The organism is Ferrimonas kyonanensis DSM 18153 (assembly GCF_000425405.1).
Lineage (GTDB): Bacteria > Pseudomonadota > Gammaproteobacteria > Enterobacterales > Shewanellaceae > Ferrimonas > Ferrimonas kyonanensis.
The window spans coordinates 350,213-374,722 of sequence record NZ_KE384364.1; the positions used below are offsets into that span (position 1 = coordinate 350,213).

24 protein-coding genes and 1 tRNA gene are annotated in these 24,510 nt (G+C 57.7%); 14 read left to right on the forward strand and 11 right to left on the reverse strand.

The genetic code is table 11. The features are described 5' to 3' along the window. Nucleotides 1-82 precede the first annotated feature (82 nt). From ppnN to H598_RS0117155, 4 genes are all read left to right on the forward strand, one after another. Complete coding sequence (gene ppnN, locus H598_RS0117140) at nucleotides 83-1,456, forward strand: nucleotide 5'-monophosphate nucleosidase PpnN (RefSeq protein WP_028114093.1); 1,374 nt, start codon at nucleotides 83-85, stop codon at nucleotides 1,454-1,456. Next, nucleotides 1,431-2,198 carry a flap endonuclease Xni gene (xni, locus tag H598_RS0117145; RefSeq protein WP_028114094.1) on the forward strand — a complete coding sequence of 256 codons (768 nt, stop codon included), beginning with the start codon at nucleotides 1,431-1,433 and terminating at the stop codon, nucleotides 2,196-2,198. The genes ppnN and xni overlap by 26 nt, the downstream gene beginning before the upstream one ends. Nucleotides 2,199-2,209: 11 nt before the next feature. Next, entirely contained in the window at nucleotides 2,210-2,902 is a 693-nt protein-coding gene (locus tag H598_RS0117150) for an SDR family oxidoreductase (RefSeq protein ID WP_028114095.1), read from the forward strand. 201 nt (nucleotides 2,903-3,103) lie between these two features. After that, nucleotides 3,104-3,532 carry a DUF3192 domain-containing protein gene (locus H598_RS0117155; protein ID WP_051252824.1) on the forward strand — a complete coding sequence of 143 codons (429 nt, stop codon included), beginning with the start codon at nucleotides 3,104-3,106 and terminating at the stop codon, nucleotides 3,530-3,532. A gap of 58 nt (nucleotides 3,533-3,590) precedes the next feature. On the opposite strand, the gene H598_RS0117160 is transcribed toward H598_RS0117155, so the two are convergent. Continuing rightward, the gene (locus H598_RS0117160) at nucleotides 3,591-6,353 is read right to left on the reverse strand and encodes a S9 family peptidase (RefSeq protein ID WP_028114097.1); all 2,763 of its coding nucleotides are present in this window, start codon (nucleotides 6,351-6,353) and stop codon (nucleotides 3,591-3,593) included. A gap of 217 nt (nucleotides 6,354-6,570) precedes the next feature. On the opposite strand from H598_RS0117160, the gene H598_RS0117165 reads away from it, so the two are divergent. Beyond that, nucleotides 6,571-7,578, forward strand: a complete 1,008-nt coding sequence (locus H598_RS0117165) for an isocitrate dehydrogenase (protein ID WP_028114098.1) — start codon at nucleotides 6,571-6,573, stop codon at nucleotides 7,576-7,578. A gap of 55 nt (nucleotides 7,579-7,633) precedes the next feature. Here H598_RS0117165 and rlmM read toward each other — a convergent pair whose 3' ends face one another. The 4 genes from rlmM to H598_RS0117185 are packed head-to-tail and all read right to left on the reverse strand — an operon-like array spanning nucleotide 7,634 to nucleotide 10,627. Further along, the gene (rlmM, locus tag H598_RS0117170) at nucleotides 7,634-8,698 is read right to left on the reverse strand and encodes a 23S rRNA (cytidine(2498)-2'-O)-methyltransferase RlmM (RefSeq protein WP_028114099.1); all 1,065 of its coding nucleotides are present in this window, start codon (nucleotides 8,696-8,698) and stop codon (nucleotides 7,634-7,636) included. Next, nucleotides 8,695-9,075, reverse strand: coding sequence for a DUF423 domain-containing protein (locus H598_RS0117175; RefSeq protein ID WP_028114100.1), 381 nt, complete (start codon nucleotides 9,073-9,075; stop codon nucleotides 8,695-8,697). Before H598_RS0117175 ends, rlmM begins: the two co-directional genes overlap by 4 nt. A gap of 2 nt (nucleotides 9,076-9,077) precedes the next feature. Continuing rightward, entirely contained in the window at nucleotides 9,078-9,701 is a 624-nt protein-coding gene (locus tag H598_RS0117180) for an alpha/beta family hydrolase (RefSeq protein ID WP_035416072.1), read from the reverse strand. A gap of 8 nt (nucleotides 9,702-9,709) precedes the next feature. Beyond that, nucleotides 9,710-10,627, reverse strand: a complete 918-nt coding sequence (locus tag H598_RS0117185) for a transcriptional regulator GcvA (RefSeq protein ID WP_028114102.1) — start codon at nucleotides 10,625-10,627, stop codon at nucleotides 9,710-9,712. Nucleotides 10,628-10,772: 145 nt separating this feature from the next. Between H598_RS0117185 and H598_RS0117190 the strand changes: the two genes are divergently transcribed. After that, nucleotides 10,773-11,000, forward strand: a complete 228-nt coding sequence (locus H598_RS0117190) for a hypothetical protein (protein ID WP_028114103.1) — start codon at nucleotides 10,773-10,775, stop codon at nucleotides 10,998-11,000. A 56-nt stretch (nucleotides 11,001-11,056) separates the two neighbouring features. On the opposite strand, the gene kdsA is transcribed toward H598_RS0117190, so the two are convergent. From kdsA to hemA, 6 genes are all read right to left on the reverse strand, one after another. Next, entirely contained in the window at nucleotides 11,057-11,908 is an 852-nt protein-coding gene (gene kdsA, locus H598_RS0117195) for a 3-deoxy-8-phosphooctulonate synthase (protein WP_028114104.1), read from the reverse strand. A 32-nt stretch (nucleotides 11,909-11,940) separates the two neighbouring features. After that, nucleotides 11,941-13,188 (reverse strand): DUF819 family protein, encoded by a 1,248-nt coding sequence (locus tag H598_RS0117200; protein WP_028114105.1) that lies wholly within the window; start codon nucleotides 13,186-13,188, stop codon nucleotides 11,941-11,943. 121 nt (nucleotides 13,189-13,309) lie between these two features. After that, on the reverse strand, nucleotides 13,310-13,693 hold the full coding sequence (locus tag H598_RS0117205; RefSeq protein ID WP_035416074.1) for a SirB2 family protein: 384 nt from the start codon (nucleotides 13,691-13,693) through the stop codon (nucleotides 13,310-13,312). Nucleotides 13,694-13,704: 11 nt separating this feature from the next. Further along, complete coding sequence (gene prmC, locus H598_RS0117210) at nucleotides 13,705-14,541, reverse strand: peptide chain release factor N(5)-glutamine methyltransferase (protein WP_035416075.1); 837 nt, start codon at nucleotides 14,539-14,541, stop codon at nucleotides 13,705-13,707. Between the two features lies 1 nt (nucleotide 14,542). Beyond that, a complete protein-coding gene (gene prfA, locus H598_RS0117215; protein ID WP_028114108.1) occupies nucleotides 14,543-15,622 on the reverse strand; it encodes a peptide chain release factor 1 in 1,080 nt (359 codons plus the stop codon). A 29-nt stretch (nucleotides 15,623-15,651) separates the two neighbouring features. Then, nucleotides 15,652-16,902: a glutamyl-tRNA reductase gene (gene hemA / locus H598_RS0117220; protein ID WP_028114109.1), complete on the reverse strand. Its 1,251-nt coding sequence runs from the start codon at nucleotides 16,900-16,902 to the stop codon at nucleotides 15,652-15,654. Nucleotides 16,903-17,046: 144 nt separating this feature from the next. On the opposite strand from hemA, the gene lolB reads away from it, so the two are divergent. The 8 genes from lolB to H598_RS0117260 all read left to right on the forward strand — a co-directional run bounded on the left by lolB (nucleotide 17,047) and on the right by H598_RS0117260 (nucleotide 24,509). Next, nucleotides 17,047-17,646, forward strand: coding sequence for a lipoprotein insertase outer membrane protein LolB (lolB, locus tag H598_RS0117225; RefSeq protein WP_084144518.1), 600 nt, complete (start codon nucleotides 17,047-17,049; stop codon nucleotides 17,644-17,646). Then, nucleotides 17,646-18,494 carry a 4-(cytidine 5'-diphospho)-2-C-methyl-D-erythritol kinase gene (ispE, locus tag H598_RS0117230; protein WP_028114111.1) on the forward strand — a complete coding sequence of 283 codons (849 nt, stop codon included), beginning with the start codon at nucleotides 17,646-17,648 and terminating at the stop codon, nucleotides 18,492-18,494. The genes lolB and ispE overlap by 1 nt, the downstream gene beginning before the upstream one ends. Before the next feature lie 62 nt (nucleotides 18,495-18,556). Continuing rightward, complete coding sequence (locus tag H598_RS0117235; protein ID WP_028114112.1) at nucleotides 18,557-19,504, forward strand: ribose-phosphate pyrophosphokinase; 948 nt, start codon at nucleotides 18,557-18,559, stop codon at nucleotides 19,502-19,504. Nucleotides 19,505-19,811: 307 nt separating this feature from the next. Continuing rightward, the gene (ushA, locus tag H598_RS24810; RefSeq protein WP_281171323.1) at nucleotides 19,812-21,551 is read left to right on the forward strand and encodes a bifunctional UDP-sugar hydrolase/5'-nucleotidase UshA; all 1,740 of its coding nucleotides are present in this window, start codon (nucleotides 19,812-19,814) and stop codon (nucleotides 21,549-21,551) included. 291 nt (nucleotides 21,552-21,842) lie between these two features. Beyond that, nucleotides 21,843-22,469 (forward strand): 50S ribosomal protein L25/general stress protein Ctc, encoded by a 627-nt coding sequence (locus tag H598_RS0117245; RefSeq protein WP_028114113.1) that lies wholly within the window; start codon nucleotides 21,843-21,845, stop codon nucleotides 22,467-22,469. Further along, nucleotides 22,462-23,058, forward strand: a complete 597-nt coding sequence (gene pth, locus H598_RS0117250; protein WP_028114114.1) for an aminoacyl-tRNA hydrolase — start codon at nucleotides 22,462-22,464, stop codon at nucleotides 23,056-23,058. Before H598_RS0117245 ends, pth begins: the two co-directional genes overlap by 8 nt. Before the next feature lie 25 nt (nucleotides 23,059-23,083). Continuing rightward, nucleotides 23,084-24,175: a redox-regulated ATPase YchF gene (ychF, locus tag H598_RS0117255; RefSeq protein ID WP_028114115.1), complete on the forward strand. Its 1,092-nt coding sequence runs from the start codon at nucleotides 23,084-23,086 to the stop codon at nucleotides 24,173-24,175. 257 nt (nucleotides 24,176-24,432) lie between these two features. Beyond that, nucleotides 24,433-24,509: transfer RNA gene (locus H598_RS0117260), tRNA-Met, on the forward strand. Nucleotide 24,510 lies beyond the last annotated feature (1 nt).

Here is a 24,510-nt window from a genome sequence, read left to right on the forward strand (position 1 = left end):
CAACATTGAAAAATAAAGGCTATCCTCAGTGGGTGGCCTTTTTTAATGGGCTGCCCTGATAAGAAAAATGAAGGAGGTGCCTATGCAGGTACAGATCAGCCCTCGAGGAAGCCTGGTGCAGCTGTCTCAGCTGGAAGTGGAGCGGTTGCAGGAAAGCGCTGCCTCAGACCTTCACCAGCTCTACCGCAATTGCTCACTGGCGGTGCTGGCGTCCGGCATTCACAGTGACGACAGCACACAGCTGTTCCAGATGTTCCATGATTTTCGCATCCGCATTCTCCGCCGCGAGCGGGGCATCAAACTGGAACTCAACAACCCGCCAATTCAGGCCTTCGTCGACGGCGAAATCATTCGCGGCATTCAGGAGCACCTGTTTGCGGTATTGAGGGACATCCTCTACATCGGCGACAAGCTCGATAGCCTCAAGCACATCAACCTGACCAACTCCTACCACATCACCAACGTGGTGTTTGAAACCCTCCGCAATGCCAAAGCCCTGCCCCTGGTATCGGAGCCCAACATGATTGTCTGCTGGGGCGGTCACAGCATCAACCGCACCGAATTCCAATACACCCGCGAGGTCGGGTACGAGCTGGGACTGCGGGATCTGAACATCTGTACCGGATGCGGCCCAGGCGCCATGGAGGGGCCGATGAAGGGTGCCGCCATTGCCCATGCCAAGCAGCGCATCGACCACGGCCGCTTTGTCGGCCTGACCGAACCGTCGATCATTGCCGCCGAGCCCCCGAACCAGATCGTCAATGAGCTGATCATCCTGCCGGACATCGAAAAGCGGCTGGAGGCCTTTGTGCGTCTGGGCCACGGCATCATCATCTTTCCCGGCGGCGTCGGCACCATGGAGGAGTTACTGTACCTCATCGGCATTAAACTCAACCGTGACAACCACGATCACCCGCTGCCGCTGATTCTTACCGGCCCCAAGGAGAGTGCCGACTATTTCGAGGAGATCGACCGCTTCATCGGTACCACCCTGGGCGAGGACGCCCAGCAACACTACCGCATCATCATCGATGATCCGGTGGAGGTCGCTCAGCACCTGAAGCGGCAGATGGCGGTGATCAAACAGTACCGCCGTGACATGGGCGACTCCTATTCCTACAACTGGTCGCTGAAGATCGAGCCGGAATTTCAGTTACCGTTTCAGCCGGATCACGACGCCATGGCCAACCTTAAGCTGGTGCCACAGGTCAACAATGCGCTGTTGGCGGCGGATCTGCGCCGAGCGTTCTCCGGCATTGTCGCCGGTAACGTCAAACCGGAAGGGATTACCCAGATTCGGCAGCGGGGTCCGTTCCAACTTCAGGGTGATCCTAGGTTCATGAAAAAGATGGACAAATTACTCGCAGCCTTTGTCAGTCAGGGTAGAATGAAACTCGATGGTACCTACAAACCCTGTTACGAGATTCGCAATGCCCGCCACAGCTCTGCTCATTGACGCCCTTAACCTGATCAGGCGCATCTATGCCGCCGTCCCCGACGGCGACACCGATGCCCTGTATCAACGCACCCAGGCCGCCTGTCAGAAGATGGTGCGCCAACATCAGGCCACCCACGTGGTCATGGTGTGGGACGGCGACAACAGCCACCTATGGCGCCAGAGCCTCTACCCAGACTACAAGGCGCACCGTTCGCCGATGCCCGAACCTCTGGCCGCCACCCTGCCCGACCTCAAAGCCAACCTGGCCAAGCTGGGCATCCGCTCCCTGGCCTGCGATGGCATCGAGGCCGATGACGTCATGGCCACCCTGTGTCACAAGATTGAATGCCGCGGCGGTCGGGTCATACTGGCGTCCACCGACAAAGGCTTCGTGCAACTGCATTCCGATAACGTCAGTCAGTGGCACCACTTCGATCAGTGCTGGCTGGACCGGGACTATTTTCTCGACCGCTTCCAGATGCCACCGGAGCGCATGCTGGAGTACTGGTCCCTGGCCGGCGACAGCGGTAACGGCATCCCCGGTATTGCCGGCATCGGCGCTAAAACCGCTCACAAACTGCTAAGCCAGCACCCCATCCAGGCGTTGTTTACCGAAGGCACCATCGAAGGCAAGCTGGGACAAAAGCTGATTGATGGCCATGAACAGGCTCAGCTAAGCTACAAGTTGGCCAAGCTGCGCACTCAGTTATCGCTGTCCGCCAGCCTCTCACAATTTCGGGTTTCGGCCCCCACAACATGAGGACCCCTTCCATGACCACCTTAACGTTGATCACCGGTGCCAATCGCGGCATTGGCCTGGAGTTTTGCCGTCAATCTCTGGCCCATGGTGATACCGTCATCGCCTGCTGCCGTCAGCCTGAGCAGGCCGAGACACTGCAGAAACTGGCACTGGCCCACCCGAATCAGCTGGAGCTGGTGGCGCTGGAGCTGGGCGAACCGGCCCAATTTGAGTCCCTGTGCGCCTACCTGGGCGAGCGCAAGCTTGATCGGCTAATCTGCAATGCCGGCGTCTATGGTCCCAAGGGATTGCCTCTGGGTGAATACCAGGCGGATCATTTCGACCAGGTGATGAAGATCAACGTCACCGCTCCGATGCTGTTGGTTCAGGCCCTGCGTCCTCACCTCGGCGCCGACGCCAAGGTGGCCTTGCTGTCCTCCAAGATGGGATCCATCACCGACAACGGCAGCGGCGGCAGTTACGTCTATCGCGCCTCCAAAGCGGCCCTGAATGCCATCGGCAAGAGCCTGGCCATCGATCTGCAGCCTCAGGGCACCAGCGTAGTGCTGTTTCACCCCGGCTGGGTGCAAACGGCCATGGGCGGCAGCAACGCCCTGATCACCCCCGAGGTCTCGGTACGGGGCATGCGCCATGTGCTGGAGCAACTGACGCTGATCGACAGCGGCAAGTTCATCAACTACGACGGCGTCGAGTTGCCCTGGTAAGCCCGTCGTCACTGGCCTGCCGATGTTATTCGGGCCGCAACACGCCGGCCCGGTACTGCCACCTCGGCGACCGATGACCGCCATATCCCCTTACATCCTGAGCTGGAATTGCAGTCACTTCGGGTTTAAAGTAATACTCTTGGCGCGGGGCGCATTGTCGCGGCCCGATTCCAGACACCCATCGCGTTCAAGGAAGTGAACATGCAAGCCCGTCGTCCCAAGTCCACTAACATGTTTAAAGTCATCGGCCTGATCGTCGGAGGCTACCTGATCTTTGCCGGTCTGCTGATCGCCCTGTACGAACCCAGCCCGGAAGACGCCAACGCCATGGACTGGGAAGATCGTCAGCAACTGAATCAACAGGTCATCGCGACCCTGTCCCTGGGCACCAGCAAACAAGAGGTGCTGCAGCAGTTGGGCGCCCCCAACTTCAATGACGCCCAGATCGTCAATGGCACTCAGGTTCAGCTGATTCGCTACCGCACCCATCACGTCAGCAGCGACGGCGAAACCACCCCGGACGAATGCACCCCGCTGCTGTTTGTGGCCAACGAACTGGTGGGGATCGGTGAACAGGCGGTGGCCCGTTACCAGAACGCAGACCGGCTTCAGACCACCGCCAGCCACTGAGGTGACTGGCAACAAAAAAGCGCCCTGTTGGGCGCTTTTTTATTGCCTGTCTCGGTGCCTAGTCGGCGGCGTTGGCCTTCAGATAGGGCACCCCATCTGACCACCAGGCCGGGGCAGGCGCCCCCTTGAGGTAGTGGTCAAAAAACTGCTTCATCTTGATGCTGTAATCCAGCTTGTTGGGGTACTGCTTGAGATGATGAGGCTCCCCTTCATACTGCAGCATCACCACCGGCTTGCTGGCCCGGCGCATGGCCATGTACAACTCCACGCCCTGGGAGTACGGCACCGCATCATCTTCATCGCCAAACATGATCACCAGAGGCGTATTGATGCGGTCCACATGGAACAGCGGGCTGTTCTCGATGTACAGGTGCGGCGCTTCCATCAGGGTCTTGCCGATGCGCGATTGGCCCGACTCGTACTGGAACTGGCGAGTCAGACCACTGCCCAATCGAATGCCGCCGTAAGCACTGGTCATGTTGCTCACCGGCGCCCCGGAGACGGCGGCGGCAAACAGATCGGTCTGAGTGATCAGGTAGGCATCCTGATAACCGGCCCAGGAGTGCCCCTGAATGCCGATGGCGTCGGCCTTGGCGATACCGAGATCGATGATCTTCTGCACTCCTGGCAACATCGACGACAGCGACGACTGGCCCGGATGACCGATTTCAAAGCGAATGTCCGGCAGGAAAATGGCGTAGCCGTCATTGACGTACTGAGCGAAATTCGGCCTGTGGTTCAGTGCCATCTGCGGAAAGTTATTCAGGCGCTGACTCATGAAGCGGTAAAAGTACACCAGCGTCGGCAGCGGTTTGTCGCCCTGGTACCCCGGCGGGGTAATCACCACCCCGGACAACGGCTGGTTGTCGTTGGAACGCCAATGCACCAACTGTGCCTGCCCCCAGGACAGCTCATCCAGTTGCTTGCCCAACTGACTGACTGCCGTTAAGCGGCTCACCTTGCTGTCGGTCGCCAGCAGATCCGGGTACAGGTCGTAGCGCTGCTTGCTGAACAACAGGGTATCGCTGTCTTGTGCCTTGGCCACAAAACTGATCTTGTACTGCCCCTGTTGGGCGGCTTGCAACGCGCCGGAGGTCAGGTTGAGCCGGTACACCCCTTCCCGCTTATCGAAGTCGTTGTAGCCATGTACCAGCAGCGGCGTGGCCATATCCTGGCTGTAAGCACGGGGGTCGGTGTCAATGGCCCGATACTGCCATTGCTGCTGTCGCCCTGAGGTCAGCTGGCTCAGGCGCGCGTCATCCAGACGCCAGATGTCGAACTTGTCGTACACCAGTACCCCGTTGCCGTCACTGAGCCAGGGGCCAAAGCCATAACCCGGTGCCGGCGACGGATAATCATGATCCTCTTCGGCAAAACCGGCTTTCGGCCCGCCACTGAGCAGTTGGCTGTTGCCACTGGCAATGTCGTGCCAATACAAGCGACCCCGGACATACCAGGCCACCGCGCTGTCATCCGGAGCCAGGGTCGGCTCATCGTCACTGCCAGCCTGGGTGATCAACATCCGGCGCTCACCGGTGTGCAGGTTCACCAGGTACCAGTCGCGGTAGAAGCCGGCCCAGGAGATCATCTTCAGGTAGGGGCGATCGCTGCTGGCCAGCAGGTAACCGCCGTTGTCTGCCACCTCAACGTCCGGCAGGTCGGCATCCGCCAGTTGCACAAAGCGCTGCTCCTTCAGATGCAGCACGCCGACGTAGTTGTGCTTACGCGCCTTGGCGTACTCTTTCATCTCGTTGGGCTTGATACGAGGATCGTCGCCGTGCCAGACGTTCAGAGTGGCCCGAGACAACAGGATATCGACATCGGTCAACGATCCAGTATCGCGCAGCGCCTGAATCACTCCCTCTTCCGGCAGCGGCAGTTGGCGCCCGACAAACAGTCGCTGACCGTCACGGCTAAAGTGCAGTTTGCTGTGCTCGGTAATCAGCATGCCATCCTCTGGCATCGCCACCCGGTTGCCCGGCTTGGCGCCACTGGCCAGCCACAGCTCATGGGGCAACTGATGGCTTTGTTCCGCCTTCAGGTAGGCAACGGTCATGGCCACGTGCTGACCGGCTTCATCGATACTCAGGCTGGCGGCACCCCAGTCCTGTCGCTGCCACAGTACGGTATCGCTGCCGCTGTCCAGTTGTCGGCGCACCACGCCGTTGGCGATACCGTCGCCATGGCTGGTGCTGTACACCAACACATTGGCCTCGCGGGCCAGGGCAAAATGGCTGACATCGGCCAAAGACAGTTCACTGCCCTGACTCAGATCCAGCAGCAGGGCCCGAGTGCCCAGCTTGTCGGTCTCAATGGCCGGCTCCTGCGGCTCGGACTGCTGCTCGTTGCTCTGCTGATCCTTGGCCTCGTCGTCGCTGTCATCGGCTTTAAACTGCAGCACCAGGTAGCGACCGTCACTGCTGAAATCGGCCTTGGTCACCGCCTCAAACACTCGCTGCTCACCGGTTTTGGTGTTCAGCAAAACGCGGTCTACCGCCAGTTTGGCAGCCTTTTTCTTGCCAAGGTTTTCCCGCTCCCACAGCGGCGCCTTGCGCTCAAACAGGGCAAAGGCCCCATCGGCGCTAAGCAGGGGATCGCTGCCGCGCTCCACCGTCCACAAAGCCCCGTCGAGGCTGCGAACCCGACCCTCGGGCTCGCCGCGATCCGGTTGAGCCACAAAGGCCACCCATTGACCATTGTCGGCGATCACCGGATCTTTAAGGGACTGAAAATTCATTATTTGTTGCAGGGACAAGGGCGCAGCCACGACGGTGGCGGTGGCCAACCACGTCAGGGCGGCTAGGGGATGCCAGAACCTCAAGGGGGACTCCTTATAGAATTATTCTTCCTTTCGACCTTTCGCTAGCTGTAACCACAGCGTTAAAAAAGGTAAGATGGCGCCCGACTATGCTAACAAAGCCCCCGGTCTCTGTCACAAAATAGAGGGGCTGGCTCATTAAGTCCGAATCCCTTGCCTTGCCAATGACAGCACGCAAACCACAAGGGTTTGGAATCAGACATTGTGGAAGGATGTATCCATGTCTCAACGTAATATCACGGTAATCCCAGGAGATGGGATCGGTCCCGATATCATTGAAGCCACTCTCAAGGTCCTGGATAAGGCCGGCTGTGACTTCAACTACGAATTTGCCGATGCCGGGCTGACCGCTCTGGAAAAGCACGGCGAGTTGCTGCCGCAGAAAACCCTCAACCTGATTGAGAAGAACCGCGTTACTCTGAAGGGGCCGCTGACCACGCCAATTGGCGAAGGCTTCACCTCCATCAACGTGACTCTGCGTAAGAAATTCAACCTGTATGCCAACGTAAGGCCAGTGCTGTCCCTGAAGGGCACCCAGGCCCGCTACGATGACATCGACATCATTACCATCCGAGAGAACACCGAAGGGATGTACTCCGGCGCCGGCCAACGGGTCACCAATGACGGCGAAACTGCCGAAGCGATGAGCATCATCACCCGCGAAGGGGCCGAGCGCATCGCCACCTTTGCCTACGAACTGGCCCGCAAAGAGGGGCGTAAGAAGGTCACCGCGGTTCACAAAGCCAACATCATGAAATCCACCTCAGGCCTGTTCCTGAAAGTGGCCCGTGAAGTGGGTGAGCGCTACCCGGACATTCAGTCCGAAGAGATGATCGTCGACGCCACCTGCATGAAGCTGGTAATGGATCCTAGCCAGTTCGACGTGATTGTCACCACCAACCTGTTTGGTGACATCCTGTCGGATCTCTGCGCCGGACTGGTGGGCGGACTGGGCATGGCCCCAGGCGCCAACATCGGTAAAGACGCCGCCATCTTTGAAGCGGTGCACGGCAGCGCCCCGGACATCGCCGGCCAGAACCTGGCCAACCCTACCGCGCTGCTGCTGGGTGCGATTCAGATGCTGGAGTATCTGGGCATGTCCGACAAGGCTGCTCGCATCCGCAATGCCGTGCGTGACACCATCGCCGAAGGCGACCACGTCACCCGCGATCTTGGCGGCGAGTCCGGTACCAACGAGTTTACCGACGCCATTCTCGCACGCCTGTAACTCGCTTGCCGATCAAAAAAGGGGCCATACGGCCCCTTTTTTATTCATCGCTCCATCACAGGCGATACAGGTGCACGGTAATCTCTTCCCGATCGTGGTACAGGTGCTTGGCCTGCAAGCCATAGCGAACCCCGGCTTTGCGCAGCATCGTTGTCATTTCGTCGAAACACTCGGCCACCGCCTGGTAACGCTGCTTCATCGGCAACTTGAGGTTAAACACCGTCTCTTTGCACCAGCCCTCGATGATCCAGGTCGCCATTCGAGCAGCAACGCGATGAGGCTTATCGGCCATATCACAAACCATCCAGTGAATGCGCGGGTCTTCCGGCACGTACTTGAAGCCATCCTCCGCCAGGTGGGTCACCTGACCGGTCTCCATCAGGCTGTCGGCCATGGCGCCGTTGTCCACCGAATAGACGAACATGCCACGACGCACCAACTGATAGGTCCAGCCTCCGGGGCAGGCGCCAAGATCGACGCCATAGAGACCGCCACACAAGCGCTCTTCGGCTTCCTCTTCGTCCAGAAACACATTGAAGGCTTCATCCAGCTTCAGGGTCGAGCGGCTTGGTGCCTCACTGGGGAACTTCAGGCGCGGAATGCCCATAAAGAACGGTGAGCCGTTGTCTGAGCGGCTGTAGCCGACGTAGCCATTCTGGTTGTCGGTGAGAAAGAGGTGGATGCGCGGCATCTTGTCTTTCTCCTTGGCCGTCAGCAGCCCCTGCTTACGCAGTGCCTGACGCATGGGAACCGCCAGCTTCTTACAAAACGGCAGCACCTGGCGATAGGCATCGCCGTCGGCAGATTCCACCCACAGCAGGCCCGCTTTAGGCAGGCTCTTGGCATACGCCAGCACCGCACCAACCCGATCGCCCACCGGCATGTCGTTAAGCTGACCCGCCACGCAGAACCAGCTGCGGGCAAAGATCAGCCGGCTGAAGTCCAGCTCATTGATCAGCCGCTCGGCGTCGCCGGCCTGGTAACACTCGAACAGCACAAAGCCGCTGTTGGCGTCCAGGCGGGAAAAGCCAAACACCTCCAGGGTGGCGGCACTGTCCTGAATCTCCGCCGCGCACTCCTTTTCAAAGCCGGGACGGCAATGCAGTAACACCGTATTCATTTCACTTTCTCCCATCGCCACACGGCAATGAACAACAACAACCAACCCAGCATCATCAGCAGGCCACCCATCGGGGTGATCATGCCGATGCCCTTGGTGCCCAGCAGCACCAGTGAATAGATGCTGCCGCTAAAACCCAGCATACCGGCGATCATCAGCGCACCAGCCCAGCCCAGCAACCGCGAGGCGTTCTGCCCCATCCACACGACGATGGCCATCAGCGCCAGGCAGTGGAAGAACTGATACATCACCGCGGTATTAAAGCTCTCCACTAGGTGCGGCGGTGCCACTTTTGCCAGTCCGTGGGCGCCGTAGGCGCCGAGTCCGGTCGCGGTCAACCCGCCCAAGGTGGCACACGCCATCAATATTTTCCGCATCTCTATGCCTCTAACGTCAAAATAAACTGCCGGCAGGCCTGCGCCGCCCGGCTCAAATTCTCTGCCTCGGTCACTCCGCTGGCTTTTCTCGGCTTAAGGCCATGGTCGCCATCGGTCAGGTAGTTCAGCCGCACCGTCGGCGACAGCGTCACTTCGGACAACTCCTGACGGTTTCCGAAAGGATCCCGCTCTCCTTGCAAAATCAGCATCGGCACCCGCGCCTGCTGCACCGGCTCCAGCCGCCAGCGATCCGGTTTGCCTACCGGATGGAACGGGTAACCCAGCGCCACTACGGCATCGATGGGGTTCTCCAGTGCCCACTGGGCCGACACCCGACCTCCGAGAGACTTGCCCCCCAGCACCAGCACTCGCCCTGGCTGGCGGTAACGGGCCACCCACTCATCGAGCGCCTCCAGCAGGCGCGGCATTCTATCAGGAGGACGGCGCTTTTGCGTAGCCCGAATGGTCTGCATATAGGGAAATTCATAACGAATCACGCACAGGTCCTCTCCCGCCACCGCTTCAGCCAGGGTCGCCATAAAGGGGTGGTCCATGCCGGCACCACTGCCATGAGCCAGCAACAGGTAGTGGCGGGCATCGGGGTTGCCGTCTTGACGTATCATCATAGTGCCTCTTACTCCGGAGCGGGAATCGGGTCTGCCTGAGTCTCTTGTCGGAAGGTTTCCACCATCCACTCCCGAAACGCACTGATTTTACCTAGGTCTGACTGCCCCTCCTGGCACACCAGGTAGTAAGCATTCTTACTGGTCAGCACCTGGTTAAACGGACACACCAGGCGGCCGGCTTCAATCTCCGGCCGAGCCAACACCGAATACCCCAGTGCCACCCCGTGGCCGTGAATGGCGGCCTGCAGCACCAGAGATGAATGGCTGAAGATCGGCCCCTGGTTTACGTTGGTCAACTCCACCCCCGCTTGCTTCATCCACGCCTTCCAATCGCGACGGGACATGTCGTGCAGCAGCGTATGCTGATTCAGATCCGCGATCTCCCGCAGCGGCTTGGGACCGGACAACAGCTTGGGGGAACACACCGGTACCATGCTCTCCGCCCGCAATTTATCTGCCCTCAGGCCAGGCCACTTACCCCGGCCGTAATAGATGGCGATGTCCACGTCGTCAGACAAGGATCCCTCATCCATATCCACCGCTTTGATGCGCACATCGACCTCGGGGTGAAGTTCAGAAAAACGGGCCAGACGCGGCACCAACCACTGAATGGCAAAGCTGGGTGACAGCGACACCGTCAACGAACCGGTGGCGCTTCGGGCCAGCAGTCGCTCGGTGGCATCACTGAGTTGAGTAAACAGATCCTTAATATCCAGAAAATAGCTCTGGCCCTCTTCCGTCAGCAGCAAAGAGCGGTTGCGGCGCCTGAAAAGTTTTAATCCAAGAAACTCTTCCAGCGCCTTAATCTGGTGGCTGATTGCGGCCTGGGTCACAAATAACTCTTCTGCAGCCCGAGTAAAGCTCAGGTTGCGGGCAGCGGCTTCAAATGCCTTAACCGCGTTGAGGGGAGGCAGACGGCGGGACATAGGGTTTCCTCGGGGTAAAGGATAAGATTTTCTAATACCGAATATTATATTAAATCGTTTGTTATCACTATCCCGAAAGGCTATTTTTCACCCCGAAAACGAACAGACTTTAGACCTTCTTCCTAGGCATACAATGAGGCCGAACATGACTACTTTAAGCCTGCTAATCCCAACCGTCGTCGCCGTTGCCATGCACAACCCACTGGCACAACCTGAAGCCGTCGAGTTTGATGTGGCTGAGATTCATCAGCAGATCGAGTTGCGACTGGACCAACAGATGCAAGAGATGCAGCGTCAGCAAGCCAGCATGGATGTAGGAGAGACACTGGAACTGGCGACTCAGCCGGCTCCAAACAGCACCATTACCGAGTAACTCGGGCGTCGCAAGGAAGAAGTCCTGCCGTCGACGACGGCAGGAGCGACACTCAGTTAGGAGATGGCCAGATCCGATTGATGCTTGATCAGGTCATCCAATGCCTTCATCTGCGCCAGAAAAGGTTCCAATACCGCCAGCGGTAAGGCACTCGGGCCATCGCACTTGGCCGAGTCCGGATCCGGATGCGCTTCCAGGAACAACCCCGCCAGCCCGGTAGCCAGGCCCGCTTTGGCCAACTCCACGGTCTGATGACGACGTCCACCAGAAGCCGCCCCCAGAGGATCCCGGCACTGCAGTGAGTGCGTCACATCGAAGATCACCGGCAAACCACCGCTGCACTCCTTCATGGTGCGGAACCCCAGCATGTCCACCACCAGGTTATCGTAGCCAAAGTTGCTGCCGCGTTCGCACAGAATCAGCTTGTCATTGCCGCACTCGTTGAACTTCTCCACGATGTTCTTCATCTGCCCCGGGCTCAGGAACTGCGGTTTTTTCACATTGATGATGGCACCGGTATCGGCCATCGCCTTGACCAGATCGGTCTGACGAGCCAAGAATGCTGGCAATTGAATGACGTCAGCCACTTCAGCCACCGGCTGACACTGTTCAATTTCATGAACATCGGTGATCACCGGCACCTGAAACTGGGCTTTGATCTCCTCGAAGATTCTCAGCCCCTGCTCCATGCCCGGACCGCGATAGGAGTGAATGGAGCTGCGATTGGCCTTATCAAACGAGGCCTTAAACACATAGGGGATGCCCAGCTTGCTGGTCACTTCCACGTAGTGCTCGGCGACCTGCATGGCCATGTCCCGGGATTCCAGCACGTTCATGCCACCAAACAGCACAAAGGGCTTGTCGTTGGCGACCTCAATCTTTCCGACTTCAATAGTGCGATGTTGCATAGCTACTCTCTTCACTTGTCCGGGCAGAGGGCTTACCCCACTGCCAATGTTTGCAGTATCTGACCACAGAACCACGCCATGTACGTTCCCACAGCGTAGCCCAGAACCGCCAGTAGCACGCCCACCGGCGCCAGACTGGGGTGGAAGGCACTGGCCACGACCGGCGCGCTGGCGGCGCCGCCGACGTTGGCCTGGCTGCCCACGGCCATGTAAAACAGCGGCGCCTTAATCAACTTAGCCATCAATAGCATCAGGCTGGCGTGCACCAGCATCCAGACGCCACCTAACAGGAAGTAAACCGGCGACTCAATAATGGCTCGAATGTCCATGTGCATGCCGATGGTGGCCACCAACACATAGATAAAGGCCGACCCGATTTTCGACGCCCCCGCCTCCTCCAGCTTGGCCGCCCGGGTCATGGACAGAGCAATGCCGACGGTGGTGGCGATCACGATCAACCAGAAAAACTTGGAGTGCAGGCTGTAACGCTGCAGCTCCGGGTAATTATCGGCAAAATAGGGCGCCAGCACATCGGCACCAAAATGCGCCAGCCCGGTGACCCCGAAGGCGATGGCACAGAAAAACATCAAGTCATTCAGATGGGGAATGCGGGCGTGATTCGCCTCCCAATGAGACATCTTCTGTTTCAGAGCCTCGATGGCAGTGGCATCGGCACCGTTGGCGGCATCGATGCGCTTGGCCCGCCCGGCCATAAACAACAGCACCGCCATCCACAGGTTGGCGACAATCACGTCGACGGCGATCATCGCCGAGAAGATGGTGTCACCGACGCCGTAGATCTCTTTCATGGCAGTCTGGTTGGCGCCACCGCCAATCCAGCTTCCGGCCACCGTGGTCATGCCACGCCAAACGGCATCCGGGCCATGACCGCCCAGCAGATCCGGGAACATCGCCGAGGTCACCAGCAGAGCAATGGGCGCACCGATAACGATGCCCAGGGTGCCGGTGAAGAACATGATGATCGCCTTGGGACCCAATCGGGCAATGGCACGCAAGTCCAGCTTCAGGGTCAGCAGCACCAAACTGGCTGGCAGCAGGTAGCGCGACGCCACGTAGTACAAGGTGTTGTCCGAGCCGTCGATCACCTCGAAGCTGTTGAGCAGCGACGGGATGAAATAACACAGCAACAGCGCCGGAACCACGGAATAGAACTTGCGCCAAAACGGGTGGTGGCTCTGGTGGGTGTAGAACACCGCCCCCAGCACCAGCATCAAAATACCCAGCACCGTGGCCGGGTTGGTAAACATAACCTGTTGCATAACTTCCTCTTTGTTATTATCGCCAGTCTCAGCCGGCTTCTTTTATTGCGATGGCGCCATCGGCGCCATCGTGTGTCCCTGGCCCCAAAGGGCGTTTGTGCCTTTCAGGTTGTGTCTCCAGTTAACTCATCAGGATCGGGGTCTTGCTCATCGCCACCTTGGCGATCATCCCCAGCCAGCCCAACGCGCCGAGAAAAGCGAGAACTTTAAGCAACTTACCCTGGCTCTTCATGGCAAAAACACCCAGCAGGATGTACGCCACCAGGCTCAGCAGCTTTTCGGTCAGCCACGGGCTGCTACCGGGAAACTGCTGAATCAGGAAACAGAGGCTGGCCCCGGACAGCAATAGCAGCGTATCCACCGCGTGGGGAGTGATCTTCACCCACTTGCGCTGCAGCATACCTGAACCGGTCATGCTCCAGAAAAAGCGCACCGTCAGCAAGCTGACGCTGAGCAAAATGGTCAGCATGTGGAAGTGTTTGACTCCCGGGTAAAGAATGTCCATTAATTCTCCTTTCAGGCCGCGTTCCAACGGCCAAAACTGTAACGATCGCGACCGGCCAAATCCTGGCCGGTGCCAACCTCTTGGTACCCAAAACGGGTGAAAATCTCTCGTACTGCCTGACCTTGGCGATACCCGTGCTCCAGGATCACCGTGCCGCCATCATTGAGGAAAAGACGACCATTTTCAACAATGTGAATAATGTCGGCCAATCCATCCTCTGCCGCCACCAAGGCCGACAGGGGTTCAAAACGCACATCCCCTTGGCTCAGATGAGGGTCATCTGGCTCAATATAAGGGGGGTTAGACACAATCACATCGAACTGCTGTCCCTGCAGGGCGTCGTACCAATTGCTTTGCGCGATCTCCACGGTTAAACCGAGGGCATCTCGGTTATGGCGGGCCAAAGCCACCGCGTCCGCCATGCGGTCCACCGCATGCAACTGCCACTTAGGCCGTTCCGATGCCAGCGCCAACGCAATGGCGCCGGTTCCGGTGCCCAAATCCACCACTTTCGCCTCGTCGGCCAGTGGCAACGACAACACATACTCCACCAGCGATTCGGTATCCGGTCTGGGGATCAGGGTGCTGGGATTGACGGCCAAGGGTAGGGACCAGAACTCACGCACACCGATCAGGTGCGCCACCGGCTCTCCGGTGGAACGCCGCTGGAGCAGTGCCTCAAACTGACGCCACTGCTCATCGGTCAGCGTTTTGTCCGGCCAGGTATACAGAAAACTGCGCGGTTTTTGCAGCAGGTGACACAACAGCAGTTGTGCATCCAACTGCGGCGTGTCACTGACGCCCTCCAGGCGGTCATAAGCAGCCGCCAGCCCCGCATCGATACGCATCTTAGTCTTCCGCCAGGGCGGCCAGCATGTCGGCCTGGTATTCGTGAAGAATCGGTTGCGACAACGCATCCAAGTCCCCTTCCATCACCTCCGCCAGGCGATACAGGGTCAGGTTGATGCGATGATCAGACACTCGCCCCTGAGGATAGTTGTAGGTACGAATTCGCTCGGAACGATCCCCGGAAGCCATCAGGTTGCGACGGGAACTTTGCTCCTCGGCGCGACGCTTTTCATCTTCGGCCGCCTGCAGGCGGGCCGACAGAATCGCCATCGCCCGGGCCCGGTTTTTGTGTTGCGAGCGCTCATCCTGGCACTCCACCACCACCCCGGTGGGCAGGTGAGTAATGCGGATGGCAGAATCGGTTTTGTTGACGTGCTGACCACCGGCACCGGAAGCGCGGAAAGTATCCACTTTCAGATCCGCCGGATTAATCTCGATGATCTCCGCTTCCGGCAGTTCAGGCATCACGATCACGGTACAGGCGGAGGTGTGAATCCGCCCCTGAGATTCGGTGGCCGGCACCCGCTGAACCCGGTGACCGCCACTTTCAAACTTCATCACCCCGTAGGCACCGTCGCCGGACAACTTGGCAATCACCTTGGAGAAGCCGCCATGCTCCCCGTCGGTGGCCGACATCAGTTCGATGCGCCAGCCTTTGGTTTCGGCAAAACGACTGTACATACGGAACAGATCACCGGCAAAAATCGCCGCCTCATCGCCGCCGGCACCGGCTCGAATCTCAATAAAGGCGTTGTGATCGTCTTTGGGGTCCCGGGGCAACAGCAGAATCTGCAGCTCATCCTCGAGTTCCGCCACCACGGTCTGAGCCTCTTTCAGCTCCTCCTCGGCCATCTCCTTCATGTCGGGATCGCTGAGCATCTCGCGGGCGGTGTCGATATCTTCTCCGGCTTGCTGATAGCGGCGAAACGCTTTTACGACCTCTTCCAGCTGGGAGTATTCTTTTGACAGGGATCGGAATCGATCTTGATCGGAGATCACATCGGGCTCGCTCATTAACGCCTGAACTTCTTCATAACGTTCGAGCAAGCCCTCTAGTTTTGCATATACGGAAGGCTTCATGATTTCATCTTAGACAAAAAACGCTGGGGCTAATTGTCGTTGATGGCGAGGGCCTTACGCAAGAGGTCTATTGAATTCAGATCACCGGCACGGGCCGCCTGAGACAGCGCCTGGGTCGGAGCGTGGATAAGACGGTTGGTCAGTTTGTTGGCCAATTCGTTCAATACCGACTCGGCATTGGCACCGGATTGCAGCTTAGCCATCGCCTTTTCAAGCATCTCCTGCTTGGTCGCCAGACTCTGGTCACGGTATTGCTTCAGGGTATCGATGGTGTCGAGACTGCGCAGCCAGTCCATGAACTCGGCGGATTGCTCCGAGGCAATCTGCTCAGCCTGTTCGGCGGCCTCCAGACGAGACTCCATGTTCTTCTGCACGATGCCCTGAAGATCATCGACGGTATACAGGTAGGCGTTTTCCAGCTCACCCACTTCGGCTTCAATGTCCCGTGGCACCGCGATGTCCACCAGCAACATCGGTTGCTGACGACGGGCCTTGAGGGCATTTTCCACCATCCCTTTACCGAGGATCGGCAGCGGCGAGGCGGTGGAGGAGATCACAATGTCCGCATCAGGCAGGCACTCTGGGATCTGCGGCAGAGTCACCACCTTGGCCCCAAACTCCTCGGCCATGCCTTCGGCACGGCTGACGGTACGGTTAGCCACGGTCATCTTGGTCACACCGGCTTCTCTCAGGTGACGGGCCACCAACTCGATGGTTTCCCCTGCCCCCACCAGCAACACATTGGAATCACCCAGGTTGTCAAAAATGTGCTTGGCCAGGTTAACGGCCGCAAAGGCCACCGAGACCGCCGACGAGCCAATCTCCGTTTCGGTACGAATCTTTTTGGCCACCTTAAAGGTGTGTTGGAACATGCGATCCAGGGTATGGGATACGGTGCCATGCTGCTGGGCATTGCCAAAGGCCTGCTTAATCTGTCCCAGGATCTGGGGTTCACCCAGCACCAGAGAGTCCAGCCCGGCAGACACCCGCAACAGGTGTTTGACCGCCGCCTGATTCTCATGCAGGTACAGACTCTCACGAACCTCCTGCTCCGGCAGATTGTGGTACTCAACCAACCACTGAACCAGAGCTTCACTTTCAGCACGGTTCACATAGAGTTCAGTACGGTTACAGGTGGACAGGATCACGGCCTCACCGGTAGGGGTTACCTTGGCGACGCTGTTCAGCGCATCGGCAAGGATATCCGGTCCAAAAGCCAGTTTCTCCCGCAAAGAAACACTGGCGGTCTTGTGATTGATCCCAATTGCTACTAACGTCATGGCTCTCCAGCTTCACCCCGAAAATTGAACTTGGGTCGAGACTTGGGCAATTCTATGCGCAAACACGCAACCTGAAAACAGGTTGAAGACTCTAAACAATGGTTATGTTGCTGATTGTGGTGCAGTGCACAAAACAGGTAATTTATGCTTAAAGGCCAAACTCAACTTTATTCTATTCTATTCATTTTACTGTGGTTGTCAGGCTGCGCAGTGGCGCCTCACGCCTCGAAAGACTCAGCTTCCCCTTCAGAATTAACCAGTTGGCAACTCAAAGGTAAGCTCGCCATTATACAGCCTGATGAGCGTCTGTCTGTGAACTTGCACTGGCAGCACCACAATAAACAGGACGATCTTAGACTGACCAACCTGTTTGGCTCAACCCTGTTGTTACTGAATGCCGATGCCCAGGGCGCCACCGTCACCTTCGATGACCAGACCTACACCGGCAGCAGCGCCAGCGAATTGATCGCCCGCCTCACCGGCTGGTCGGTCCCTCTGACCGAATTGTCCGGCTGGATTCTCGGCCAGCACACCCCGGAAGGGGCCCTGGTCACCATGGATGAACAGGGCTGGCCGGCCACCGTAACCCTGTCGCTGGCCCCCGGCGAAGCCCAGTGGCAGATGAGCTACCAGGGCTGGCAGCAGATCGACGGCTACCGAATCCCCAGAATGGTCAGCTTGCGCCAAGGCAACAAACGGTTAAAATTGGCCCTTTCTGACTGGCAACCGGAGTCCCCTAGGTAATGCCAACATCCAGCCGTAACTGGCCCGCCCCCGCCAAACTGAACCTGTTTTTGCATATCAACGGCCGCCGTCAGGACGGTTATCACGAGTTGCAGTCGCTGTTTCAATTCGTCGACCACTGCGATCAGCTGCACTTCAACGTTCGACAGGACGCCGACATTACCCTGAGCCCGGCCATCGACGGTGTCGCCAACGACGACAACCTCATCGTCCGGGCCGCGCGCCTGCTGCAGAGTCACTGCGACTGCTCCCTGGGCGTCGACATCGAACTGGAGAAGGTGCTGCCCATGGGCGGAGGCCTGGGTGGCGGCTCCTCCAACGCGGCAACGACCCTGGTGGCCCTGAACCGGTTATGGCAGTTGAACCTCGGTGAAGATCAACTGGCCGAACTGGGACTGAGCCTGGGCGCCGATGTGCCGGTGTTTGTCCGGGGTCTGGCCGCCGTCGCCGATGGCGTGGGGGAGATTCTGCGGCCGGTGGAGATCGCTCAGCCCTGGTATCTGGTAGTGGCGCCCAATGTGGCCGTGTCCACCGCCGAGATCTTCCAGGCTCCGGAGCTGACTCGTAACAGCCCCAAGCTGGCTCAGCCGGAACTCAGACCCAGTCAATGGCACAACGATTGCGTTGGCGCCGTCATTCAACGTTACGGCCAAGTTGCAAACGCCTTGGGCTGGTTGATACAATACGCGCCGTCTCAAATGACCGGCACCGGTAGTTGCATTTTTGGTACTTTTTCCTCTCAGGAAGAAGCCTTGGTTGCGCTCGCCGATCTGCCCGATGAGTGGCGAGGATTCGTTGCTCGAGGCTGCAATCGTTCACCCCTGCTCGATCGAGCTTTGCAGCCCTAAACTGGAGTAGCGCTGCGCGCCTCCCAAACAAATTAAAATAAGCCTAGCCTGAGGTTAATACTGTGCCCGACATCAAGCTTTTTGCCGGCAACGCCACACCGGAACTGGCCAGCCGTATCGCCAACCGTCTGTATTGCTCCCTGGGTGATGCCGACGTAGGTCGCTTCTCCGATGGCGAAATCAGCGTTCAGATCAACGAGAACGTTCGTGGAGCCGATGTCTTTATCATTCAATCTACCTGTGCCCCAACCAACGACAACCTGATGGAACTGGTGGTTATGGTAGACGCCCTGCGCCGTGCCTCTGCTGGTCGTATTACTGCCGTAATCCCCTACTTCGGCTACGCCCGTCAGGATCGCCGTGTGCGCTCCGCCCGTGTGCCAATCACCGCCAAAGTGGTTGCCGACTTCCTGTCCAGTGTTGGTGTAGACCGAGTTCTGACCTGTGATCTGCACGCTGAGCAGATTCAAGGGTTCTTCGATGTACCGGTAGACAACGTGTTCGGCAGCCCGGTTCTGCTGGAAGACATGCGCGCCAAAGCCCTGGACAACCCGGTAGTGGTATCCCCGGATATCGGTGGTGTTGTTCGTGCCCGCGCCGTTGCCAAACTGCTGGACGACAGCGATCTGGCCATCATCGACAAGCGTCGCCCCCGTGCCAACGTGTCTCAGGTGATGCACATCATTGGTGACGTTCAGGATCGCGACTGCATCATCGTCGATGACATGATCGATACCGGTGGCACTCTGTGTAAAGCCGCCGAAGCGCTGAAAGAGCGGGGCGCCCGCCGCGTCTTCGCCTACGCGACTCATCCGGTGTTCTCCGGCAACGCGCCGAAAAACATCGCCGAGTCCGTAATTGACGAAGTGATCGTAACCGACACCGTGCCTCTGAGCGATGCCATGAAAGCCACCGGCAAGGTCAGCCAACTGACCATGTCTTCGGTCATGGCCGAAGCGATTCGCCGGGTCAGCAACGAAGAGTCCATCTCTGCGATGTTCGAGCACTAATCCATCGCCTCTGAAAGGCGAAGGTAGGCTGAACAAAAAGGCGTTCTGAAAAGAACGCCTTTTTTATTAAAAGCACGAAAATATGATTCAATTACCGCTTGTCGCGGGTAGTTATTCAACCCAGTCGAAAATGAATTCACCTCACTTACCGCAATGAAGTTTTTTCACATTTTATTAATGTTACTTTAGCGTTTCTGAATTCTCGCCAGTGTGATCTGGATCACCTGAACCGCCCCCCCTTTAGTGATACCTTCCCACCAGCCAAGGTCGGCTCAAAATCTATAAAATAAATCAACGAGTATCCAGTATGATGAAACTTCAAAAATCCTTAATTGCGGTCTCGCTGCTCGCTGCACTGACTGCCTGTTCCGACGACGACAACAACACACCAGCACCGGAAGTCTGCGGTGCCGACAACTGCACCAAATTTACAATTCTGCATACCAACGATAACCACGGTCGCTTCTGGGAAAATGGCTACGGCGAATACGGCATGGCAGCCCGTAAGACCCTGGTTGACCAGATCCGTGACGAAGTGGAAAGAGATGGCGGTTACTCCCTGCTGCTGTCCGGCGGCGACATCAACACCGGTGTGCCTGAGTCCGACCTGCAGGACGCCAAGCCCGATTTCATCGGCATGAACATGATCGGTTACGATGCCATGGCCGTGGGCAACCACGAATTTGATAACCCTCTGGACGTTCTTGAAAATCAGCGCGATTGGGCTGACTTCCCGATGCTGGCAGCCAACATCTACAAGGCCGACGGCACCCGCTACTTCCAACCGTACAAAATCTTTACTCTGGGTGAGCTGCGTATCGCCGTTGTCGGTCTGACCACCGAAGATACCGTTAAGATTGGTAACCCAGAGTTCATCTCCGAACTGACCTTCACTAAGCCTCAAGACGAGCTGAAGAAAGTCATTGCCGAGATTGAAGCGAACAAGAGCGCCGATCTGGTGTTCGCCACCACCCACATGGGCCACTACGCCAACGGCGACCACGCATCTAACGCTCCGGGTGATGTTGCCCTGGCCCGCGCCATGCAAGAGGGTCAATTGGCAGCCGTGATCGGCGGTCACTCTCAGAACCCAGTATGCATGAGCGCCGACGGCAACAGCTACGACGCCGACTTTGCCCCTGGCAGCGACTGTAAGCCAGATCAACAGAACGGCACCTGGATCATGCAAGCCCACGAGTGGGGCAAGTACGTCGGCCGTGCTGACTTTGAGTACTACGGTGACAAACTGCACCTGGCCAGCTACAAACTGGTTCCAGTAAACCTGGCAGTATATGACGGTTACAGCCCGGCCAAAGACGACCAAGGCAACATCATTCGTGTCGAAGAAGAGATCAAGCCTGACGCCTTCGTGAAAGAAACTCTGAGACCTTACCAGGAAGAGGGGCAAGCGAAACTGGACGTCGTTATCGGCTCTACCGATCAAACCTTTGTTGGCGGCGACCGTAACGTGGTTCGCGCCCGCCAGGCAGCCATCGGTCAACTGCTGATCTCCGCCCAGCGCACCCACCCACAAATCACTGCTGATTTTGGCATCATGAATGGCGGTGGTATCCGCGCCGACATCGCAGCCGGTGACATCAGTTACCGTCACGTGCTGACCGTTCAGCCGTTTGGCAACGTGGTCGCTCGGGGAGCCATGAAGGGCAGCGAACTGACCTCCTACCTGGCATCACTGGCCACCATCGAAGGTGCCGGTAAGAACGGCGGCTACGCTCACTTCAGCAACATCGAGATGACGGTAAACTGCGGTGAGAAGACGGTAGAGATCGACAAGATCAACGGTGAAGACTTCGATGCCAGCAAAGAGTACACCTTCTCCATTCCAAACTTCAGTGCTGCTGGCGGTGACGGTTATCCTAAGATCGACGTGATCAACACCGGTCTGGTGGACGCCGATATTCTGAAAAGCTATATCCAAACCAACTCCCCGCTGAGCTGGGTCGACTACGAGCCTCAAGGCGAAGTTGAGTACATCAACAACGACGGCGGTTACACCGGCGGTTGTGGCGCAGCCCCTGCGGAATAACCATTCGGCCTGCCCGGCGACCACCAGGCTAGGACGCCCTTCCGGCCTAGCCTAATCCGCCGGGGAATTGGTCACAATCCAATCCGAGCTCTGCACTTCAGAGCTCGGTTTTTTTTATTCCATGCCTACCGACTTTCCCCGAACCTGAAAGCAGGCTGCAGCTGCTCCAAGCCATCCCGGCAAACCCCGAATTGAGAAGTTTGCCCGCAAAGTGGTAAACTGCGCTGCCTTTGACTAAAGGATATAGTCATTCATCTTGCCGCGAAGCGGCAGATCCTCAAGGAGAGAACCATGTCTGAATTAACGTTAGATGCACAACTGCGCGCTCATCATGGCACCGGAGCCAGCCGTCGCTTACGCCATCAGGGCGAAGTCCCGGGCATTGTCTACGGCGGTAAAGAAGAGAACGTTTCCATTACGCTGCCCCATAACCAGCTGATGAAAGCGCAAGAGCAGGAATCGTTTTACAGCCAGGTCATCAACCTGAAGCTGGATGGCAAAAGCGTACCGGTGATCGTTAAGGCACTGCAGCGTCACCCCTACAAACCGAAGGTGATGCACATCGACTTGATGCGTATTAACCGCAACGAGCCGATCACCGCCATGGTACCGATCCACTTCATAAATGAAGAGATCGCCGCTGGTGTTAAAGCCGGCGGAAGCGTCAGTCACCATCTGACCGAACTAGAACTGCGCAGCCTGCCTGCCGATCTGCCCGAGTACATCGAGATCGACACGCAGCACCTGGGCACCGGTGACACCCTTCACCTGAGCGACATAACACTGCCTGCCGGTGTCGAGTCGGTCACCCTGGCGAAAGGTGAAGACCACAACGTATCCGTTGTCACCATTCAACCACCACGGGGTGGTGAAGAGGACAGCGACGAACAAGGCGAGAGTCAAGAAGACAGTGAGTAACACCATCCGACTGATTGTGGGCCTGGCGAATCCCGGCCCCGAGTACAGCCGTACCCGCCACAATGCGGGTGCCTGGCTGGTGGAAGAGCTGGCACGCATGCACAATGTGTCCCTCAAAAGCGAAAGTAAGTTTTTCGGCCTCACCGGCCGAATTCAGCAGGGCGGCAGTGATCTGCGCCTGCTGGTGCCCACCACCTTTATGAATCTGTCCGGCAAAGCCATTGCTGCCATGGCCAATTTCTACGGCCTGGAGCCGGAGCAGATTCTGGTGGTCCACGACGAATTGGACTTGCCTCCCGGGGTGGCCCGCTTTAAGAAAGGCGGCGGCCATGGCGGCCATAACGGCCTCAAGGACACCATCAGCAAATTGGGCAACAACAAAGAATTCTATCGCCTTCGGATCGGCATCGGCCATCCGGGGGACAGAAACCGGGTGAGCGGTTACGTCCTGGGCAAGGCTCAGGAAAATGAGCAACGCGCCATGGATGACGCCATCGATGAAGCCTCACGCTGCATCGATGTTCTGCTGAAAGACGGCATCACCAAAGCAATGAATCGTCTCCACACTTTCAAGGCCGAGCCGGCCTGAGCGTTAACAGAAAGGTTTTCTTACCATGGGTTTTAAATGCGGTATCGTCGGCCTGCCTAACGTAGGCAAGTCCACCCTTTTCAATGCACTGACCAAAGCGGGCATCGAAGCAGCCAACTTTCCGTTCTGCACCATCGAGCCAAACACCGGTGTGGTTCCGGTGCCAGATGAGCGCCTGGACGCCCTGGCTGCCATCGTTAATCCAGAGCGGATCCTGCCAACTACCATGGAGTTTGTGGACATTGCCGGACTGGTAAAAGGCGCCGCCTCCGGTGAAGGATTGGGCAACAAGTTCCTGGCCAACATCCGTGAGACCGATGCCATCGGCCATGTGGTGCGCTGCTTTGAAAACGACAACATCGTTCACGTTGCCGGCGGCGTGAATCCCGCCGACGACATCGAAGTGATCAACACCGAACTGGCCCTGGCGGACCTGGAAGCGGTAGAGCGTGCCCTGCTGCGCTTGGGCAAGCGCGCCAAAGGCGGCGACAAAGACGCCAAATTTGAAATTACCGTGCTGGAAAAACTGCAGCCGGTACTGGAAGAGGGCGGCATGGCTCGCTCGGTGGAGCTGGACGAGAACGAAGCCAAGGCCATCGACTACATGGGCCTGCTGACTCTGAAGCCCACCATGTACATCGCCAACGTCAATGACGATGGCTTTGAAAACAACCCTTACCTGGACAAGGTTCGGGAGATTGCTGCCAGCGAAAACGCCATCGTCGTGCCGGTTTGCGCCGAAATCGAAGCCGAGATTGCCGAGCTGGACGACGACGAGCGAGACGAGTTCATGGCCGACCTGGGCATCGAAGAGCCCGGCCTGAACCGAGTGATTCGTGGCGGCTACAGCCTGCTGACACTGCAAACTTACTTCACCGCCGGTGTCAAAGAGGTTCGTGCCTGGACCATCCCCGTGGGCGCCACCGCACCGCAATCTGCCGGTAAGATTCACACCGATTTCGAAAAAGGCTTTATTCGTGCCGAGGTGATCGGTTACGACGACTACATTGCCAATCAAGGTGAGTCCGGCGCCAAAGATGCCGGCAAATGGCGACTGGAAGGTAAAGATTACGTCGTCAAAGACGGCGACGTGATTCACTTCCGCTTCAACGTCTAATCGACTCTCTCACCCCGGCTTAATGCCGGGGTATTTTTTGCCCGCTCGAACGAAACTCGTCTACAATTTTCAGCGTCTTTACCGCCGCCATTGGTCAGGCAACCGTCACCGGCTGGCCACAGGGGAATCGAATCGTTCAATTTGCAGCCGAACGACTCACCAAACAAGAATTCCCTGAAAAAAAGCGGTTGACCCAATCTTCGGTTCTACGCATAATACGCCCCGCTTCCCAAGACGGGGAGAGAAAACAAAACGATGGCTACGTAGCTCAGCTGGTTAGAGCACAGCACTCATAATGCTGGGGTCGCAGGTTCAAGTCCCGCCGTAGCTACCAT